This window comes from Actinomadura fulvescens (assembly GCF_039533225.1).
In the GTDB taxonomy this organism is placed as follows: Bacteria; Actinomycetota; Actinomycetes; order Streptosporangiales; family Streptosporangiaceae; genus Spirillospora; species Spirillospora fulvescens.
Map to the genome: position 1 here is coordinate 198,997 of NZ_BAAATD010000008.1, position 17,639 is coordinate 216,635.

Below are 17,639 nucleotides of genomic sequence, written 5' to 3' on the forward strand. Positions count from 1 at the left end.
TCGTCCAACCAGCGACATACGACCAGCCAGGCATGCGCGCGGGTCAGTTTGGGCCGGCCGCGGCTTACACGGCGGCGGGGCCGGAGTCGCACGCGGCCTACGGGCAGATTGGGGCGCCCGGGCAGGAAGTGGGTCCGGGGGAGGTTCCTTACCTTTCTCCGGGGCAGCGGTTTGGAGCGGCGAGTTGGTGGACGTTGCGCCGCAAGATGATGGTGGCCGGGGCGGTGGTCGCGCTGGCGTTCGGTGCCGGTGGAATGGGCGCGGTCGGGGCGATGGCGGTCACGGGTAAGGAGACCGTCTACAGCAGCCCTACGGCGGTGTCGGGGGCGTCCACAAAGCTCGGTTCGACGGCCCAGGTGGCGGCCGCGGTGCAGCCGAGCGTCGTGTCCATCACCGCGCAGTCGGGCATGGGCAGCGGCACCGGGTCGGGGGTCGTGCTGCGTTCGGACGGCGTCATCATGACGAACGCGCACGTGGTGCAGGGCGCCGAGCAGGTGACGGTGAAGTTCAGCGACGGGAGGACCGCGCCGGCGCGGGTGCTCGGCCGCGACGCGTCCAGCGACATCGCGGTGGTCAAGGCTCAGGGCGTGTCCGGGCTGAAGCCCGCCACGCTCGGCGACAGCGGCGCGCTCGCGGTCGGCGATCCGGTGCTGGCGATCGGCAGCCCGCTCGGCCTCGACGGGTCGGTGACGTCCGGCATCGTCAGCGCGCTGGGCCGGGAGATCAAGGAAAGCTCGGACGAGGAGCGGCTGCCGCCGGGCCTGCGCGGTCAGCTGAGCCGGCAGGAGAGCGCGGTGATCAAGAACGCGATCCAGACCGACGCGGCGATCAACCCGGGCAACTCGGGCGGCGCGCTGGTCAACGGCGACGGGCAGCTGGTCGGCGTCAACACCGCGATCGCGACGTCCGGCAACGGTTCGGGCAACATCGGCGTCGGCTTCGCGATCCCGGTCGCCGACGCGAAGAAGGTCGCCGACAAGATCATCAAGAGTTCGTCGCTCTGACAGGGCTCATCGGAGGCCGCCGCGCGGACACGGCTCTGGGGGGAGCGGGCGGCCGGCGGCGGCCTCTGATGGACGGACGCGGCTGCGTGACCACGCCGAGGGGGGTTCGGTCACGCAGCCGTTTCCGTGTTTCCGGACTTGACGGTCAGGACGGGGTTCCGCTGCTTGGCGAGCTTGGCCAGCGTCCGGCGGGTGGTCATGAGGTAGTACTCGCGGGGCAGGGTGCGGACGCGCGACGGCAGCCGCGGATAGACGGTGGCGAGCGCGCCCATGAGCAGCCGGAAGCGCAGCTCGCGGCGCGCGTTCCACGTCCACCCGTACTGCTCGCGGATCGGCGCGGGCATCATGCCCGCCGTGATCAGCCGGATCATCGCCAGGCCGGGCGCGCCGAGCGGTCCGGCCGGCAGCCGCGGGTTGAGCACCTGTTCGGCGATCCGCCGCGAGGCGTCGGTGATCCGCAGGTTCTGGACCATGTCCGCGTAGTAGACGCGGAAGTCGGCGTACGTGGCGGGCATCCGTTCCTCGGGGCAGCCCAGGATCGTCGCGTACACCTTGGTCTGCTCGTAGAGTTCGGCCAGTTCCCGGTCGCCGAACCGCCGCCGGAAGATCGCCTGGTAGAACTGCGCGCCCACCGCGAACAGCGTCGCTGCGACCCAGACCTGCAGTTCGGGGTCGTTGGCCTCGTAGTCCGGACCGGTGACCTCCTCGTGTCCCTTGCGCACCAGCGCGCTGAACCGCTCGGCCTCGTCGCGCGTGCCGAACTGCACGACGTAGAGCCAGCCCATGGTGTTCTGGAGGCGCCGCAGCGGGTTGTCGGCGGTGTAGCTGTGGTCGTACACGCCCTGCGCGACCTTGGGGTGCGCGGTCTGGAGGAGCGAGGCGACCCCGCCCGCCGCGATGAGCACGCCCTCGCGCGTCACGACCCGGATGAGATCGTCGTCCCGGAACAGTCCGTCGGTCATGGCGGACCATTGTAAGTAAGTACTTGCTACCGCGCCAGCTGGCCCCCCGCCGGCACGCCCCCGGTCGGCTCGCGCCTCGCCGGCTCGCCCCCGGCCGGCTCGGGGCGGGGCTCGTGCAGCAGCGCCTCCACCAGGTCACGGATCACGCTGCGATGGTCGTCGGGACGCCACGCGAGGGCCAGTTCGCTCGGCGACAGGCCCGAGACCGGGATGGCCCGGACGCCCGGGCGCCGGTAGAGGGCCGCGTTGCCCGAGGCGAGCAGGACGATGCCCGTGCCCCCTTCGATGGCGGCGAACGTCTCCTCCGCGTTGGTGACGACGGCGCCGATCCGCGCCTCCTTGCCGCCGCGTTCGTCAAGGGCGAGCCAGTAGTCGCGCAGCGGTCCGGCACTCTCGGGCAGCGCCAGGAACGGCTCGTCCAGAAGCTCGGTGAAATCGACCTCCTCGCGGCCGGCGAGCCAGTGGTCCTCCGGGAACGCGACCCAGCGCGGCTCGCACGCGACCACGCACACCTTGAACGTCTCCTGGTTGGGGATCGGGAGCCAGATGAACGCGACGTCCACGTCTCCCTCCGCGAGCCCCGCGGACGCGTCGTCCCAGTTCACCTGCCGCATCTGGAGCTGCCAGGTGGGCCGCCGTTCGGTGAACCGAGCCCGCATCGTCGACAACAGGCCGCGGCCGACACCGGTCGACATGCCGACCGTGAGACGGGCGGCCTCGGTCGCCGCGGCGTCGCTCACCGCGCGCTGCGCCTCGTCCCACTTCAGCAGGATCTCGCGGGCCGCGGGCAGCAGCACCCGGCCCGGCGCGGTCAGTGTCACCGCCCGCTTGTCCCGGTCGAACAACTTCACCCGGAGCAGGTCTTCGAGCTGCCTGATCTGCTTGCTGAGCGCCGGCTGCGAGACGAACAGCCGCTCGGCCGCGCGGGTGAAGTTGAGCTCCTCGGCGACGGCCACGAAATAGCGCATATCACGCAGATGGGCATCCATAGCCGATAGCTATCACAGCATGTATTGGACCTGCCAAGCGCGACACTCCCACGATGTCGGCATGAGCACCCTTGAAGATCGTTTTGCTGTCATCGAGACCTGCACCCGGATGGCGTGGCACGCCGACCAGCGTGAATGGGACCTGCTGGCGGGCGTCTTCGCCGACTCGGTCACCCTGGACTACACGAGCCTGAACGGGGGCGAGCCCGCCGAGCTCACCCCCGAGCAGATCGTGGCGGCCTGGTCGGCGACGCTCGGCTCGTTCGACGCCACCCAGCACCTGGTCACCAACCACCTGGTCGACATCGACGGCGACACCGCCGTGTGCACCGCCTCGTTCCAGGCGACGCACCGGCTGGCCAACCCGCACGGCGCGCCGCTGTGGACGCTGGGCGGCACCTACCGCTTCGACCTCGTCCGCGGCGGCTCCGGTTGGAAGATCAGCGGCGTCGTCATGACCGCGACGTGGGCGGACGGCAACAAGGACCTGCTCTCACTCGCGGCGGAGGGCCCACGGTGATAGCGCTCGTCACCGGGGCCAACCGGGGCATCGGCCGGGAGGTGAGCCGCCGGCTCGCCGCCGACGGTCATACGGTTATCGTGACCGCCCGTTCGGCCGCGGCGGCGGACGAGACGGCGCGCGAGCTGGGGGAGGCGGCCGTTCCGCTGCGGCTCGATGTCACCGCCGCCGACCTGACCGGGGTGGCCGCCGAGATCGACCGGCGCTACGGACGGCTGGACGTCCTGGTCAACAACGCCGCCATCACCTACGACACCTGGCAGCGGGCCGTCGACGCCGACCTGGACGCCGTCCGCGAGGCGGCCGAGACCAACCTCTACGGCCCGTGGCGGCTGACCCAGACGCTGCTGCCGTTGCTGCGCCGCAGCGAGCACCCGCGGATCGTCAACGTCTCCAGCGAGGCCGCCTCGCTCACCAACATGGGCGGCGGCACCCCCGCCTACAACGCCTCCAAGGTGGGCCTGAACGCCCTGACCCGGATGCTGGCGGCCGAGCTGCGCGGCAACGGCATCCTCGTGAACGCGATCTGTCCCGGCTGGGTGGCGACCGACATGGGCGGCCCCGGCGGCCGTCCGGTCACCGACGGCGCGGCCGGGATCGTCTGGGCCGCGACGCTGCGCGACGGCGGCCCGACCGGCGGTTTCTTCCGCGACGGCCGTCCCCTCCCCTGGTAGAGAACCGACAAGAACGGACCAGTTCAATGATTTTGGTAACCGGAGCCACCGGCAATGTCGGCTCGGAGGTCGTCAAGGCCCTGGCCGCCGACGGCGAGCCGACCCGCGCGCTGGTGCGCAGGCCGGAGGCCGTCGCCCTGCCCGAGGGCGTGGAGGCGGTCGGCGGTGACCTCAACAAGCCGGGCAGCCTGGTGCAGGCGCTGACCGGGGTGCGCGCGGTCTTCCTGCTTCCGGGATACGAGGACATGCCCGGACTGCTGGGCGAGGTGAGGAAGGCGGGCGCCGAGAAGGTCGTGTTGCTGTCCGGGGGTTCGGCCGGACTCGGTGACCTGAGCAACGCGGTGACCCGCTACATGGCCGCCTCCGAGGCGGCGGTGCGGGCGTCCGGGTTGTCGTGGACGTTCCTGAGGCCGAGCGCGTTCATGTCGAACGCGCTGCGCTGGCTGCCGCAGCTCCAGGCGGGGGACGAGGTCCGTGTCTCGTTCCCGACCGTCCGGACGGCGAGCCTGGACCCGTTCGACCTCGGTGCCGTCGCCGCACGCGCGCTCCTCGGCGACGAGTACGACGGCGAGATCCTCTGGCCGACCGGTCCCGAAGCGATGTTGCCCGCCGAGCAGGTCGCCGTGCTGGCCGGGGCGCTCGGACGCGACCTGCGCGCCGTGGAACTGACCAACGAGGAGGCCCGCGCCGAGATGACCGCCGCCATGCCGGTCGAGTACGTGGACGCCTTCTTCGACTTCTACGTGACCGGATCGCTGGACGAGTCGACCGTCCGCCCGACCGTGCGGGAGGTCACCGGACGCGACCCCCGCACGTTCGCCGAGTGGGCGAACGAGCACGCCGGCGACTTCCGCTGACCCCTCTGCCCGCTGATCCTCCGCCCGCTGATCCTCCGCCCTCCCGACAAGGCACCCCATGACTCAGAGATTGCGACTTCTCGCCGCGTCCTCCGCCGCCGCATGCGCTCTCGCACTGGCGGCGGGCTGCTCCGACGACGCCGACAAGCCCGCCGCAAGCGCCACAACGGCTACACCGGCGACATCGGCCGCGCAGGCGACGCCCACCGCGCCGAGCACGTCGGCCGCGAAGCTGCTGCCGCCCATCGACGCCTACGTCAACGCCGTCAAGAACAAGGACCTGGACGCGCTGGCCGGCGCGTTCGCCGACGACGCCGAGCTCATCGATGTCGGCCGCCGCTTCAACGGCCGGGCCGCCATCCGCGACTGGGCGCGGGCCGAGGTCATCGGCGGGACGCTGACCGTCGTCAGGGTCGTGGAGGACCGGCCCGGCCACCAGCGTCTCCTGGTGCGCTTCGCCCCCGGCGGCACGGGCGGGTTCGAGGCCCACTACGCCTTCACGGTCACCGGATCGGCCATCACCAAGGCCGAGCTCACCTACGCCAACTGACGATTCATTTCCTTGAGGAGCACGATGACAACGAGGCACAAGGTCACGTTCGCGAGCGACGACGCCACCTTGACCGGCAACCTTTTCCTCCCGGACGGTGACGGGCCCGCGCCCGGCATCGTCGTCGCGGGAACGTGGACGAGCGTGAAGGAGCAGATGGCCGACCGGTACGCCGAGCGGCTGGCCGACCGGGGGTTCGCGGCGCTCTCGTTCGACTTCACCGGCTACGGCGAGTCGGGCGGTGAGCCGCGTGACTTCGAGGTGCCCGAGCAGAAGATCCGCGACATCCACAACGCCGTGACGTTCCTGGGGGCGCACGAGGCGGTGGACGGTGAACGGCTGGGTGCGCTGGGGGTGTGCGCGGCGGCGATGTACATGAGCGCGAACGCCGTCGACGATCCGCGCGTCAGATCGGTGGCGCTGGTCGCGCCGTGGCTGCACGACCCGGAGATCTGCCGGGGCGCGTACGGCGGCGCTGAGGGCGTGGCCGAACGCGTCGCGGCGGCCGAGGCGGCGCGGAGGAAGTACGAGGAGACGGGCGAGGTCGACTACGTGCCCGTGGTCAGCGGCACCGACCCCCGGGCCGCCATGCCGATGGACGTCGACTTCTACCTCAACCCCGACCGCGGCGGCATCCCGCAGTGGCCCAACCGGTTCGCCGTGATGGCCTGGCCGGGATGGCTCACCTTCGACTCGATCTCGCTGGCGCCCCGGCTCACCCAGCCGGTCCTCCTGGTGCACAGCGAGGACGCGGCCATCCCGGACGGAGCACGCCGCTTCCACGACGGGCTGGCCGGGCCGAAGGACTTCGTCTGGACGACGGGCAGCCAGTTCGACTTCTATGACCAGGAGCCCAACGTGACCACGGCCGCCGACGCCGCGGCCGCGCACTTCACCGGCATGCTGGGCTGAAAAACCGGGCGACATGATCCGCGGCCGGTGGGGATAATCAGGACATGCCCGCCGAGCTCCACGTCCGCGGCTCGGTCTCCATCCCGGAGACCGAGCTCGGCTGGCGTTTCTCCAGATCGTCCGGGCCGGGCGGGCAGAACGTGAACAAGACCTCGACGGCCGTGGAGCTGTCGTTCGACGTCGCCGAGTCGCCGTCCCTGCCCGATCCGCTCAAACGGCGGGCGCTGGAGCGGCTGTCGGGACGGCTCGTCCGCGGTGTCCTGACGATCCGCGCCGAGGAGTACCGTTCGCAGGCCCGCAACCGGGACGCGGCACGCGAGAGGCTGGCGGCGGTCCTGGCCGAGGCCATCGCCCCGCCGCCCAAGAAGCGCATCCCGAAGAAGGTCCCGCGCGGCGTCAACGAACGCCGTCTGGAGAACAAGAAGCGCCGTTCGAACGTGAAGCGCGCCCGCACCCGCCGCTGGGACTAGAAAAGGATGTCAGGGCTGGGCGGCCCGGATGGCGCGCATGGCCTCACGGCGCGCCTCACCCGACAGCACGTCGATGTAGACGCCGCCGCGCAGGTGGCCGCACTCGTGCTGGAGACAGCGCGCGAAGTAACCCGTGCCCTCGATACGCACCGGCTTGCCCTCCACGTCCACACCCTCGACGATCGCGCGGGCGTGGCGGGGAGTGGGGAAGTTCAGGCCGGGAACCGACAGGCACCCCTCCTGCTCGACGAGCAGCTCCCCGTCCGCGGCCACGAGCACGGGATTGACCACGTGGCCGATGTGACGGCGGCCCTCGTCGTCGGCGCAGTCGTAGACGAAGATCTGCTGGGAGACGCCGATCTGGTTGGCGGCCAGCCCCGCGCCGTCCGCCTCGTACATCGTCGCGAACATGTCGTCCACGAGCCGTTCGAGTGCCGTGTCGAACGTCCGCACCGGGTCGCATTCGGTGCGCAGCACAGGGTCGCCCAGCCGCCGGATCTGTCGCACCGTGCCCGGTCCGCCAGGCCCGCCCGGTCCGCCCGCCTGCCGGTCGCCGCGCCTGCCGTCCCGTCCCTGAGGTGCCCTCGCCATGCGAAGATCCTATTCAAACGACGACGGTGCCCCCACCATGGATCGCTCCCATGGCGGGGGCACCGTCATGCCGTGACCTGATTCCCCGACCCCCGTGATGCGCGGCGCCTCAGCCGGCGTCGGGCTTGTGCCCGGGCTGCGGCGGGAGCCCGCCGGACGCGGGCGGCCCGTCCTGGTCGATCGCCGGAGCGGACGCCTTGGCCTGCTGCGGGACGTGCGGCGCGGGCGGGTCCGTCACGGTCGCCTCGGCCTCCGGCTTCTTGATCGGAGTCGGGGTCGCGACGGGACCCGGCGATCCGGGCGATCCGGGCGACCCAGGCGATCCGGGCGACCCTGGTGCTCCAGCCGACACCGGCGAAACCGGAGCGGCGTGCGCCGGCTTGGCGGCGGACGGCTGCGCGGCCGGGGTCGCCGGCGCGGCGACCGGCTGCTTGCGCTGCGGCGCGGGCGACGTCGGCTGCTTGACCGCGTCGGCGACCATCTTCTCCAGCGGGCCGGCGTCGTTCTCGGACTTGAGCAGGCGGTTGAGAGTCTCGCTGATCTCGGTGAGCCGCTGCAGCGCCTGGGTGTGGTTCTTGGTGAGCTGGGTCAGGCGCGTGGTCGCGCCCTCGTTGATGACACTCGCCCGGCGTTCGGACGCGGTCAGCGTGCGCTCGGCCTCCAGCCGGGCGCTGGTCACGGTCTGCTCCGCCTCCTGCTTGGCGGCCGTCAGGACGCTGTCGGCCTCCTTCTTGGCCGAGGCGAGCACGTGGTCGGCCTTCTGCCTGGCCTGCGCGAGGTCGTCCTCGGCGTGCCCCCGGGCGTCCTCGACGATCCGCTTGGACTCGTGCTCGGCCTCCTTGCGGATCTGCGCGCCCTTGGCCTCGGCCTCGGCGAGCTTGTCCTTGGCCTCGTCCTCGGCCAGGTTGATGATCTGCCGGAGCCGGTCGCTCAGGTCGTCACCGGTGGGCTTGCGCGCCTCGCGGACCTCGGCCATCTCGCGGCGGGTCCGTTCGACGTCGTCGAGCGCGCGGGCGAGCCGGGCCTCCAGCTCGCGGATCTGGTTCTGGCTGCGGGCGATGAACTCGTCGACCTGGCGGCGGTTGTAGCCGCGCATGACGATCTCGAAGGATTCCTCGCGAAGGAGGTTCGGCAAAATTTCTGCTTCGTTGTTCATGATGCCTTGGGGGTCGTTGGCGGGGGTGATCACCCCGTCAGGGTTGGCGACGGCACGGGCGGACAACGCGGGAAACGTCAGGATTGACTCTTGTCCGGTCCACCCCATTCGCGCAACCGGAACGGCTGTTGTCGCAGCCATTTCTTAACCCGGGGTGGCCGGGCAAGTTGTCCAATCTTAGGAAATTTCGCGTCAATGTCCGCACGGGGTGCGACCTGCCCGGGCCCTCCCCGCCGTCCCTTATAACATCGCGGCATGAGCAGCTATATCGGGTCCCTCGGCGCGGACGAGCCGCGCATCCATCCGGAGGCGTGGGTCGCGCCCGGCGCCGTCGTGGTCGGGAAGGTGACCCTCGGCCGCGAGTCCAGCGTCTGGTACGGCTCGGTGCTGCGCGGCGAGGACGAGGAGATCGTCGTCGGCGACGCCTGCAACATCCAGGACCTGAGCTGCCTGCACGCCGACCCGGGCCTGCCGGCCGTTCTGGAGGACCGGGTCAGCCTGGGGCACAAGGCCATGGTCCACGGCGCGCACGTGGAGACCGGCTCGCTCATCGGCATCGGCGCGATCGTGCTGAACGGCGCACGCATCGGCGCGGGAACGCTGGTCGCGGCGGGCGCGCTCGTACCGCCCGGCAAACAGATCCCCTCCGGCGTGCTGGTGGCCGGCATGCCGGGCAAGGTCGTGCGTGAGCTCAACGACGATGACCGGCTCGTCCTGGAGTACACCCCCGAGGTGTACGTGAAGAAGGCACAGCTCCACCGCAACGCCGACTGGAGGTAGTCGCTCGCGATTCGCCGGCGAGTTCGCCCGCGAGAGGCCGCGTGCTTCCCGTCCAATAGTGCCTCCGTCCGGATGCTGACTACGATGACCATGTGGTGTGGGGACCGGGCTATGGCAGTGCTCCGCCGCCCAGCCCCCCGACGGGGCAAGATCCGTTCTCGGCGGCAGAGCGCGACACGAAGGCGATGGTGGCCGCCGGATGGTGGGCGTCGGCGCCTCCGCAACAGCGCCAGCACGCCATCGGGGGACGCATGCTCATGCTCCCCGACGGGACGTGGTGGCTGTTCGGGGCGTGGGCGCGCTGGTATCGGCTGCACCCCTCCGACGGCCAGTGGTACCTGTGCCCCCCGCCGCGTTCGCCCGGCGTCCGGATGGCCGCTCGGCCCGCCCAGCACGGTGGGGGACAGGTCCCGGCGCTGCCGCCGCACGTCGTACCGGCCGGCCCGGACTTCTCCTTCGCGCCGCCCGACGCCCTGCCGTTCGTCGACCAGGGGTTCGCGCTCGAACTGACCGCGCGCGTCCGGTCGACCGTCGACTCCGCCTCCAACCTGCCCGCCGCGGAATACCCGCACTGGTGGTCGCTCTTCACCGCCGAGACGCCGTCCACGGTGGTCGCGTCCTGGGGCGTGATGTTGTGGTGCGGCGCCGCGCCGGTCTTCGACTCCCGGCTGGACGGGCAGATGCTCGACCTCTGGAAGCCGTACCGCGCCAAGCAATTGCCAGATGTGGACGGCCCGCGCTGGCTTACGCCGCCGCCGCTGGAGGCACTGGTCGGGCTCTACGCCGAACGGCTGCGCGCCAGCCGGGTGGACGCGGCCGTGGTCGTCCTTCGCACGATGTGGGCCGTGGCGAGCGTCCTGCGTGAGGACTCACGGTTCCAGGTACGCGCCGACGCGCTGCTGGAGATCCTCGGCTCCACCCTCAGTAACCCGACCGTGGACTACGACGCGCTGCCGTACGGAGACCAGGCGATCGTCCAGCAGTGGCTGACGCGCTGCCCACCGCACCTGGTGCCCGCCCTGCGGAACGAGACGTCGCCGGGGGACAACTTCCGGCACGCCTACTACAGCCTTGCCGACGTGGTCGCGTCGCTGGTCGGAGACCCGGCCGACCCCGTCTACGTCGAGCCCCGGCTGGTGGCGGCCGCACTGGTCGCCGCCGACCTGGACGTGGTCCGCAAGGACGTCGCGGACGGCATCGTCCCGTGGCTCGACCCGGAGATCCGCTACACCGTGCAGGCCGTGCGCAGCCAGCCCGGCCACCCGCTGCGCCGGCTGTGGCCGGCCGACATGCGCCTGCCGGAGCCGTTGCGCGGTTCGGTGGCGCGGGGCGACGCCGCCTCCCGCCTGCTCGCGTCGATGTACGAGGTGGATCTGGCCTGGTGCCGGCTGGCCGGGATGCCCGCCAGGCCGCGCGGCTTTCCCGTGCCGACCGCGATCGTCGCCGAGATCGTCGGGCCGGACCGGGCACGGGCCGTCGCGACCGGTACGACGAGCACGCCGCAGCCGGTGCCGCCGTTCGCCCAGCCTCCTTCGCCGCTGAGCTCGCAGAGCCAACCCGGTCTCAAGCCCGGCACCCCGCAGCAGGCCATGGGCATGCCCGGCGGCCCTGACGAGCCCTTCGTCCAGCCGCCGGCCAACGTTCATCCTCCTGCTCACGTGCCGCCGCCTCACGTGCCGCCTCACGTGCCGCCGCCCGTACAGCAGCCGGGTCAGCAGGCGGCGTTCGCGTCGCCCGATCCGCAGATGGGCGGGGTTTCCCCGGCGGAGGGGCAGGAGGCCGGCAACTTCGTGCCTCCGTACACCGAGCTCGGCTACCGGAGCCCCCAGCAGGCCCCTCAGCAGGCGCCACCCGGCCCGCAAGGCCAGCCCGGCCCGCCTGCGCCGCCTAACTCACCTGGCCCGCCCATACCGCCGTCTAGCCCGGCCGAAGAGAAGAGCTCTGCGGAAAACATCGCACCTCCGTACACCGAGCTCGGATTCCAACGCCCTGGTACGCCTCCGGCCCCGCAGCAGCCCGTTCAACAGCAGCAACAGCAACAACACCACCACCAGCAGCAGTTGCAGCAGCCGCCGGTCACGCAGGTCGAGCAACCGGCGACTCCGCCTCCGCCTGTCGATCCCCACGCGACGCGGTTCGACGAGGGCGGTCCTGCAAAGGCCGCCGGCCCCCCGGTGCCGAGCGCGCCGCCCCGCACGCGGTTCCTGGAGCAGGGCGACATCGCGGCCGACGCCCCGGCGCCAGCCGCGCCACAGGCCGGACACCGGCCTGTCGGCCCGAGCCCGAGCGCGGGAGCGGGAGCGGGCACGCGGATCATGTCCGAGACCATGGTCGGCAACTTCGACTTCCTGGACGACACGCCGTCTCCCGAACGGCCCGTTCACGAGATTCCGCCACCGGCCGACCGCGGTGACCGCCGGACGCTCGAACGATTCGGGCTCAGCTTCGTGTCCGGAGCGCAGGACGCCGGTGAGCTGCTGGACACCGTGCGCCAGCGCGTCCAGGAGTGGAGCGCGCCCGCCGGGGAGGGCATCGAGGCCACCCGTGTCGACGGGCAGCCGAGCGAGATCGTCGCCGTGCCGAGCGTGATGCTGGTGGGCAATCCGCACACCGGACAGCGCAAGCTGGCGCGGATGATCGCGCTGACGGCCGCGGACGCCGGCCTCGGCGACGGGGCGATCCGCGCCGCCGACGCCGAGGACGTGCGGGACGCGCCGGTCGAGGGCATGACGCGCATCCTGGAGCAGGAGGGCGCGGCGGCCGTGCTCTTCGAGCGGCTCGATCTGGCGATCACCTCGGCGTCCGATCCGGTGGCGGTCGCGGCGGCCGTACGGCGGGCCCGGCGGCATCCGGCCACCGGGACGGTGCTGATCGCCACCTGTGAGCCGCAGGCGTACAAGCGGCTGCTCAAGGAGCACCCGCGGCTGATCGAGGTGTTCCGGGTCTACCGGATGCCCGATCTCACCCGGCTCGACAACCGGCTGACGCTGCTGCACCTGCTGGCCGACGAACGCCGCGTCACGCTGGGCAACCCGGCGCTGGAGGTCGCGGGCGAGGACCTCGGCCGGCTCCGCGGACCGGGCGACCTGGTCAACGCGCGCCTGGTGGAGGCCTACCTCGACCAGGCCTGCCAGCGGCATCTCGAACGGGCCGGGGCCTCGCGCGACCGGCTCGTGCTCACGCCGGACGATCTCGCCGGCGTCGCGGAGGGCATCGAGCCCGCGCTCCGGCCGCCCGGCGACATCGACGGCTACCTGCGGCGGCTGGACGAGCTGATCGGGCTGACGGACGTCAAGGCGGCCGTCCGGGAGCTCGTCGAGGAGGCGGGGCTGGCCGCCGACCGGGCGCGGTACGGGGTGACGTCCGACACGTCCCGGCACCTGATCTTCACGGGACCGCCCGGGACCGGCAAGACCACGGTCGCGGGGCTGCTCGGCGGGATCTACGCGGCGCTGGGCCTGCTCGGCTCGGGCCATGTGGTGGCGTGCCGGCCGGTGCACCTGGCGGGCCGCGACCCGATCGACACCGAGGGCCGGGTGGCGAGCATGATCGACCAGGCGCTCGGCGGCGTGCTGCTGATCCAGGAGGCCTACCGGCTGGACCGCAACCCGGCGGTGGTGAACGAGCTGCTGCGCCATCTGCGGGGCCGGGGCGACGCGTTCATGGTCGTCTGTTCGAGCCCGGCGGCCGAGATGGAGGGTTTCCTGGCGGGCAATCCGGCGTTCCGCGGCGAGTTCGACCGGATCATGGAGTTCGAGGGCATCGGCGACCGCGACCTGGTCAACCTCTTCCAGAGTTACGCCGAGCGCGATCTCTACATGCTCGACGAGGAACTGCGGGTCGAGCTGCTGTCGCGCTTCGCCCGCATGCGCGAGGACCCGGCGTTCGGCTACGCCCGTACCGTCCGGGCGCTGTTCGACCAGACCGTCGCCCGCCAGGCGGCCCGGCTCGCCGGAGCGGACGTCAACGCGGCCACGGTCGCCCGGCTCACGGCGCGCGACCTGCCCGAGAGCGCCCTCGAACAGATGCTGGGCGACTTCCACCAGGGCCGTTAGACCGGCTTCTACCAGCGCCGCTAGACCGGCGTCTCGGCCGCGCCGCATGAAGTGCGCGTATGCGGGAACGGTCGATACAGGTACGCGTCGGACACGGTCGGACGGACCCTTGGGAGTGGCCCTCGAATGGCCCTCTTGGGTCATGTGCCGCCGGGCGGCCGGCGCGTAGCCTCGACAGTGGGTGTGGGGAACGAACGGAGGTGGACGCGGTGCGCCAGCAGTATGTCGATCTGCGCGTCCACGACCGTGTTGCGCTGGACGAGATCGAACTCTATGCCGAGATCCTCAGCGCGGTGGCGGCGGCCGAGCGGCCGCTGACGCTGGCTGAGATCGACATGGTGCTCGGGGTACGTCCCGACGAAGCCGGTCGTCGCGAACTGACGTCACAGGAGCAGTAGTCCCGCCGAGCGCCGGGGATGTCCGAGAGGCCGCCCCGGCGCGATCCGTGACCTGGCCCGGCGCGATCCGTGCCTTGACCCGGCGCGATCCCTGACCTGGCTCGCCGCGATCTGGCCCCGTCCGGCCGCGGCTCCCGCTCCCGCCCGGCCCGCGCTCACCCCGCGATCTCGTAGCCGGCCTCGTCGATCGCCGCGCGCAGGGCCGCCTCGTCCAGCCGCTCACCACGAATCGTGACGACCTTGGCGTCGAGGTCCACGGACACGTTCTCGACGCCGGCGACCTGGCCGACCTCCCCGCTGATGGCGTTCACGCAGTGGCCACAGCTCATTCCGGGCACGCTGTAATGAATCTCACTCATGTTCGTCGCCACTCTCGGTAACCGTTCCGCCGGGGACGAGCATACGGTGCATCCGCCCAGTTAGGGATGTGTGTCGGGGGTGTGCACCTCTTGATCTAGGGCAACCTTGTAGGTGAGAGGATGGCGGACACCAACCGAAGGTGGGGCAAAGGTTCTTTTTACGGCTGGTTGCGCCTACGATCCTCTGCGGACTGTTCCGGCACTTCAGGAGTACGACGTGCGCTTGCGTCTCACGCCGCGTGAGGACAGCTTTTACGACATGTTCGCCGACTCGGCGAACAACCTGGTCACTGGTGCCAGGCTGCTCGTGGAGCTCATCAGTGACGGCGCTGACCGGGAAGCGATCGCGGAGAAGCTGCGCGCCTGCGAACACGCGGGCGACGAGTGCACTCACGCGATCATGCGCCGGCTGAACGAAACGTTCATCACGCCCTTCGACCGTGAGGACATCTATCGACTGGCCTCCACGATCGACGACGTCATGGACGAGATGGAGGAGGCCGCGGATCTCGTCGTTCTCTACAAGATCGAAGAGTTCCCCAAGGGCATCGTCCACATGGTGGAGGTGCTGGAGCGCGCGGCCGAACTGACCGCCGAGGCCATGCCGCGGCTGCGTTCCATGAAGGAGCTCAACGAGTACTGGATCGAGATCAACCGGCTGGAGAACCAGGGCGACCAGATCTACCGCAAGCTGCTGGCCGCGCTGTTCAGCGGTGAGTACGACACGCTGACCGTGCTCAAGCTCAAGGAGGTCATCGACCGCCTGGAGGACGCGGCCGACGCCTTCGAGCACGTGGCCAACACGGTCGAGACGATCGCGGTCAAGGAATCATGAGCGAGCCCTCCGACACGGGCGCGACCCTCACCAAGGAGTCGGTGCCCGGGGCGGATCCGTCGCTCGCCGAACAGGCGCGGCGCGGACCGGCCAAGTTCTGGTGGGTCCTGCTCGGCGGCGTGGTGCTCGTCATGCTGATGGGCGCGGTCGGGCTGCGGTCCGACGCGCAGGCCGCGGTGCTGGTCCTGGTCGTGGTCGTCGCGCTGATCTTCGACTACACCAACGGCTTCCACGACGCCGCCAACGCGATCGCCACGTCGGTCTCCACCCGGGCGCTGACGCCTCGCGCGGCGCTGCTGATGGCCGCCGTGATGAACCTCGTCGGCGCCCTGCTCGGCGTCGAGGTCGCCAAGACCGTCAGCGAGGTCATCACCCCGCCGAGCGGACTGCACGGCCTCACCGTGGTCGCGGCGGGCGTGCTCGGGGCGATCACCTGGAACCTCATCACCTGGTACTTCGGCCTCCCGTCGTCCTCCTCGCACGCTCTGATCGGCGGCATCGTCGGCGCCGGGCTGGCGTCGGCCTCGTCGGTCAGCTGGAGCAAGGTGGTCGACAAGGTCGCCATCCCGATGGTGATCTCACCGGTGGTCGGCTTCTTCCTGGCCTACTTCCTGATGGTGGCCCTGCTGTGGATCTTCCGCCGGGCGCATCCCGGCCGGGTCGGCCGCCGGTTCCGCATCGCGCAGTCGCTCTCGGCCGCCGCCATGGCGCTCGGACACGGCCTCCAGGACGCCCAGAAGACGATGGGCATCATCGTCCTCGCCCTCGTCACCACAGGTCACGAGACCGGCGACTCGGTCCCGCTGTGGGTCATCATCGCCTGCGCGGGCGCACTGTCGCTGGGCACGTACGCGGGCGGCTGGCGCATCATGCGCACGCTCGGCCGCCGAGTGATCGAACTCGACCCGCCCCGGGGCTTCGCCGCCGAGGCCACGGCGTCGATGGTGCTCTACGCGGCGGCCTACATCTGGCACGCTCCAATCTCGACCACCCACACGATCACCTCGGCGATCATGGGCGTGGGCGCGACCAAGCGGCTGTCCGCGGTCCGCTGGGGAGTCGCCGGCAACATCATCGTCGCCTGGATCCTCACCATGCCGATGGCCGCCCTCGTGGCCGCCGTCGTCTACTGGTTGGTGCACCTCTTTGGTGCTTAGCTTTCCCGGCGTTATCTATGGCTTTCACGGCCTCGAGTCCTCGCCTGGCGGCTCGGACTCGAACCGCAAAAGCGGCGACCGCGACATCGCTTCGCGATCTTCGCGCGAAGCTTCGCCTGCGGCTCGCTCCGCTCAGGTAGCGCGTTCGCGTGACGGCTGAGCATGTCGGACGGAAAGGATAGGGCCGCTCTCTCGGCCGGGAGCGGCCCTGTTCCACCGGCGCGTACCGCTTAGGCTGTGATCATGTCTGAGCTGCGGGTCCGCACGACGTTGTCGGAAGACGAGATCGAGAAGGTCGTCGGTCTCGTCGCGTCCGCCGCCGAGCACGACGGCGTCGGGCCGCTGTCCGAACGTTCGCTGCTCTGGCTGCGCGGCGGCGGGAACGGCGAGGGCGGCGACGCGCGCGGCCTCCTACGGTTGAACGACGCCGGCGAACTGGTCGGCTACGCGCACCTGGACGCGGCCACCGACGAGGAGACCGCGGCCGGAGAGCTGGTCGTCGCCCCTGAAGCACGGCGTCGCGGCCATGGGCTGGCGCTGTTGCGGGGACTGCGGAGGGAAGCGGACGGGCCGCTGCGCGTGTGGGCGCACGGAGATCTCCCGGCCGCCCGCGCTCTGGCCGCGTCGGAGGGCCTTGAGCGGGTGCGCGTCCTCTTGCAGATGCGGCGTTCCGCTGACGACCCGCTCCCCGAGTTCGGCGTCGCCGACGGCGTCCGGCTCCGCACGTTCGAGGTCGGCGCGGACGAGGATGCCTGGCTCCGGGTCAACGGCCGGGCCTTCGCCCACCACCCCGAGCAGGGCGCCTGGACGCTCGACGACGTCCGGCTGCGTGAACGGGAGCCGTGGTTCGACGCCGAGGGCCTGTTCCTCGCCGAACGCGACGGAGAGCTGCTCGGCTTCCACTGGACCAAGATCCACCCCGACGGGCTCGGTGAGGTCTACGTCGTCGGCGTCGACCCCGACGCGCAGGGCCTCGGCCTGGGCCGCACCCTCACCCTCAAGGGCCTCCACCACCTGCGCGAACGCGGTGTCCCGGTGATCCTTCTGTATGTGGACGAGTCGAACGGGGCGGCCGTCCGGCTGTACGAGTCGCTGGGCTTCGCCCGGTGTGCCGTGGACGTGATGTTCCAGAGCGCCTGAGCCGCCGCCTCCCGCTGGGCGACCGAAATGCCCAGTATGTCGGACGTTTCGTGGCACCTGACCTGGACTGTTAACCGCGTGGCCACGTCGAGTCGAGGCACTCTTCCCGGCTCTGCCCGTCCCAGTTCACTCTCCGTTCACCTGGTTCAGGGTGACTGGTCATCTCCCCTGCTTAACGTCGTTTTCGACGGTGCCCCCCTTACCTGGACAAATGAATCCAGAGACACGGT

General features: G+C 71.0%; 18 protein-coding genes. 13 read left to right on the forward strand and 5 right to left on the reverse strand.

Annotation, left to right across the window (positions count from 1 at the left end):
* Positions 1–194: 194 nt before the first annotated feature.
* Entirely contained in the window at positions 195–1,004 is an 810-nt protein-coding gene (locus tag ABD333_RS28590; protein ID WP_344545605.1) for a S1C family serine protease, read from the forward strand.
* A gap of 110 nt (positions 1,005–1,114) precedes the next feature.
* Here ABD333_RS28590 and ABD333_RS28595 read toward each other — a convergent pair whose 3' ends face one another.
* Both ABD333_RS28595 and ABD333_RS28600 read right to left on the reverse strand, forming a co-directional pair.
* On the reverse strand, positions 1,115–1,966 hold the full coding sequence (locus ABD333_RS28595) for an oxygenase MpaB family protein (protein WP_344545606.1): 852 nt from the start codon (positions 1,964–1,966) through the stop codon (positions 1,115–1,117).
* A 26-nt stretch (positions 1,967–1,992) separates the two neighbouring features.
* On the reverse strand, positions 1,993–2,955 hold the full coding sequence (locus tag ABD333_RS28600; RefSeq protein WP_344545607.1) for a LysR family transcriptional regulator: 963 nt from the start codon (positions 2,953–2,955) through the stop codon (positions 1,993–1,995).
* A 61-nt stretch (positions 2,956–3,016) separates the two neighbouring features.
* On the opposite strand from ABD333_RS28600, the gene ABD333_RS28605 reads away from it, so the two are divergent.
* Genes ABD333_RS28605 through arfB form a run of 6 tightly spaced genes read left to right on the forward strand, consistent with a single transcriptional unit; the run spans position 3,017 to position 6,938 of the window.
* The gene (locus ABD333_RS28605) at positions 3,017–3,475 is read left to right on the forward strand and encodes a nuclear transport factor 2 family protein (RefSeq protein WP_344545608.1); all 459 of its coding nucleotides are present in this window, start codon (positions 3,017–3,019) and stop codon (positions 3,473–3,475) included.
* Positions 3,472–4,149 (forward strand): SDR family NAD(P)-dependent oxidoreductase, encoded by a 678-nt coding sequence (locus ABD333_RS28610; RefSeq protein WP_344545609.1) that lies wholly within the window; start codon positions 3,472–3,474, stop codon positions 4,147–4,149. The genes ABD333_RS28605 and ABD333_RS28610 overlap by 4 nt, the downstream gene beginning before the upstream one ends.
* Positions 4,150–4,175: 26 nt before the next feature.
* A complete protein-coding gene (locus ABD333_RS28615; protein ID WP_344545610.1) occupies positions 4,176–5,006 on the forward strand; it encodes an NAD(P)H-binding protein in 831 nt (276 codons plus the stop codon).
* Positions 5,007–5,064: 58 nt separating this feature from the next.
* Positions 5,065–5,556, forward strand: coding sequence for a nuclear transport factor 2 family protein (locus tag ABD333_RS28620; protein WP_344545611.1), 492 nt, complete (start codon positions 5,065–5,067; stop codon positions 5,554–5,556).
* A 24-nt stretch (positions 5,557–5,580) separates the two neighbouring features.
* On the forward strand, positions 5,581–6,468 hold the full coding sequence (locus ABD333_RS28625) for an alpha/beta hydrolase (protein WP_344545612.1): 888 nt from the start codon (positions 5,581–5,583) through the stop codon (positions 6,466–6,468).
* Positions 6,469–6,512: 44 nt separating this feature from the next.
* A complete protein-coding gene (arfB, locus tag ABD333_RS28630) occupies positions 6,513–6,938 on the forward strand; it encodes an alternative ribosome rescue aminoacyl-tRNA hydrolase ArfB (RefSeq protein ID WP_344545613.1) in 426 nt (141 codons plus the stop codon).
* Between the two features lie 9 nt (positions 6,939–6,947).
* On the opposite strand, the gene def is transcribed toward arfB, so the two are convergent.
* Together def and ABD333_RS28640 are read right to left on the reverse strand one after the other, a co-directional pair.
* Entirely contained in the window at positions 6,948–7,529 is a 582-nt protein-coding gene (gene def, locus ABD333_RS28635; protein WP_344545614.1) for a peptide deformylase, read from the reverse strand.
* A gap of 109 nt (positions 7,530–7,638) precedes the next feature.
* Complete coding sequence (locus ABD333_RS28640) at positions 7,639–8,751, reverse strand: DivIVA domain-containing protein (RefSeq protein ID WP_344545615.1); 1,113 nt, start codon at positions 8,749–8,751, stop codon at positions 7,639–7,641.
* Positions 8,752–8,940: 189 nt separating this feature from the next.
* On the opposite strand from ABD333_RS28640, the gene ABD333_RS28645 reads away from it, so the two are divergent.
* The 3 genes from ABD333_RS28645 (at position 8,941) to ABD333_RS28655 (ending at position 13,918) form a co-directional block, all read left to right on the forward strand.
* Positions 8,941–9,465 carry a gamma carbonic anhydrase family protein gene (locus ABD333_RS28645; RefSeq protein ID WP_344545616.1) on the forward strand — a complete coding sequence of 175 codons (525 nt, stop codon included), beginning with the start codon at positions 8,941–8,943 and terminating at the stop codon, positions 9,463–9,465.
* Positions 9,466–9,716: 251 nt separating this feature from the next.
* Complete coding sequence (locus tag ABD333_RS28650) at positions 9,717–13,520, forward strand: AAA family ATPase (protein WP_344545617.1); 3,804 nt, start codon at positions 9,717–9,719, stop codon at positions 13,518–13,520.
* A gap of 200 nt (positions 13,521–13,720) precedes the next feature.
* Positions 13,721–13,918, forward strand: coding sequence for a hypothetical protein (locus ABD333_RS28655; RefSeq protein ID WP_344545618.1), 198 nt, complete (start codon positions 13,721–13,723; stop codon positions 13,916–13,918).
* Between the two features lie 155 nt (positions 13,919–14,073).
* On the opposite strand, the gene ABD333_RS28660 is transcribed toward ABD333_RS28655, so the two are convergent.
* The gene (locus ABD333_RS28660; protein ID WP_344545619.1) at positions 14,074–14,277 is read right to left on the reverse strand and encodes a heavy-metal-associated domain-containing protein; all 204 of its coding nucleotides are present in this window, start codon (positions 14,275–14,277) and stop codon (positions 14,074–14,076) included.
* Between the two features lie 217 nt (positions 14,278–14,494).
* Here ABD333_RS28660 and ABD333_RS28665 point away from each other — a divergent pair, with 217 nt between their 5' ends.
* The 3 genes from ABD333_RS28665 (at position 14,495) to mshD (ending at position 17,409) form a co-directional block, all read left to right on the forward strand.
* Entirely contained in the window at positions 14,495–15,112 is a 618-nt protein-coding gene (locus ABD333_RS28665; RefSeq protein ID WP_344545620.1) for a DUF47 domain-containing protein, read from the forward strand.
* Entirely contained in the window at positions 15,109–16,269 is a 1,161-nt protein-coding gene (locus tag ABD333_RS28670) for an inorganic phosphate transporter (protein ID WP_425546943.1), read from the forward strand. The genes ABD333_RS28665 and ABD333_RS28670 overlap by 4 nt, the downstream gene beginning before the upstream one ends.
* A 243-nt stretch (positions 16,270–16,512) precedes the next feature.
* Positions 16,513–17,409 (forward strand): mycothiol synthase, encoded by an 897-nt coding sequence (gene mshD, locus ABD333_RS28675; protein WP_344545621.1) that lies wholly within the window; start codon positions 16,513–16,515, stop codon positions 17,407–17,409.
* Positions 17,410–17,639 lie beyond the last annotated feature (230 nt).

What these genes read in the sequence shown, in the direction of transcription:
- ABD333_RS28605 (WP_344545608.1), top strand. Translation starts at nt 3,017, where the DNA reads ATGAGCACCCTTGAAGATCGTTTTGCTGTCATCGAGACCTGCACCCGG.
- ABD333_RS28595 (WP_344545606.1), bottom strand. Translation starts at nt 1,966, where the DNA reads ATGACCGACGGACTGTTCCGGGACGACGATCTCATCCGGGTCGTGACG.
- ABD333_RS28645 (WP_344545616.1), top strand. Translation starts at nt 8,941, where the DNA reads ATGAGCAGCTATATCGGGTCCCTCGGCGCGGACGAGCCGCGCATCCAT.
- ABD333_RS28660 (WP_344545619.1), bottom strand. Translation starts at nt 14,277, where the DNA reads ATGAGTGAGATTCATTACAGCGTGCCCGGAATGAGCTGTGGCCACTGC.
- ABD333_RS28615 (WP_344545610.1), top strand. Translation starts at nt 4,176, where the DNA reads ATGATTTTGGTAACCGGAGCCACCGGCAATGTCGGCTCGGAGGTCGTC.
- ABD333_RS28650 (WP_344545617.1), top strand. Translation starts at nt 9,717, where the DNA reads ATGCTCATGCTCCCCGACGGGACGTGGTGGCTGTTCGGGGCGTGGGCG.
- arfB (WP_344545613.1), top strand. Translation starts at nt 6,513, where the DNA reads ATGCCCGCCGAGCTCCACGTCCGCGGCTCGGTCTCCATCCCGGAGACC.
- def (WP_344545614.1), bottom strand. Translation starts at nt 7,529, where the DNA reads ATGGCGAGGGCACCTCAGGGACGGGACGGCAGGCGCGGCGACCGGCAG.
- ABD333_RS28625 (WP_344545612.1), top strand. Translation starts at nt 5,581, where the DNA reads ATGACAACGAGGCACAAGGTCACGTTCGCGAGCGACGACGCCACCTTG.
- mshD (WP_344545621.1), top strand. Translation starts at nt 16,513, where the DNA reads ATGTCTGAGCTGCGGGTCCGCACGACGTTGTCGGAAGACGAGATCGAG.
- ABD333_RS28670 (WP_425546943.1), top strand. Translation starts at nt 15,109, where the DNA reads ATGAGCGAGCCCTCCGACACGGGCGCGACCCTCACCAAGGAGTCGGTG.
- ABD333_RS28600 (WP_344545607.1), bottom strand. Translation starts at nt 2,955, where the DNA reads ATGGATGCCCATCTGCGTGATATGCGCTATTTCGTGGCCGTCGCCGAG.
- ABD333_RS28620 (WP_344545611.1), top strand. Translation starts at nt 5,065, where the DNA reads ATGACTCAGAGATTGCGACTTCTCGCCGCGTCCTCCGCCGCCGCATGC.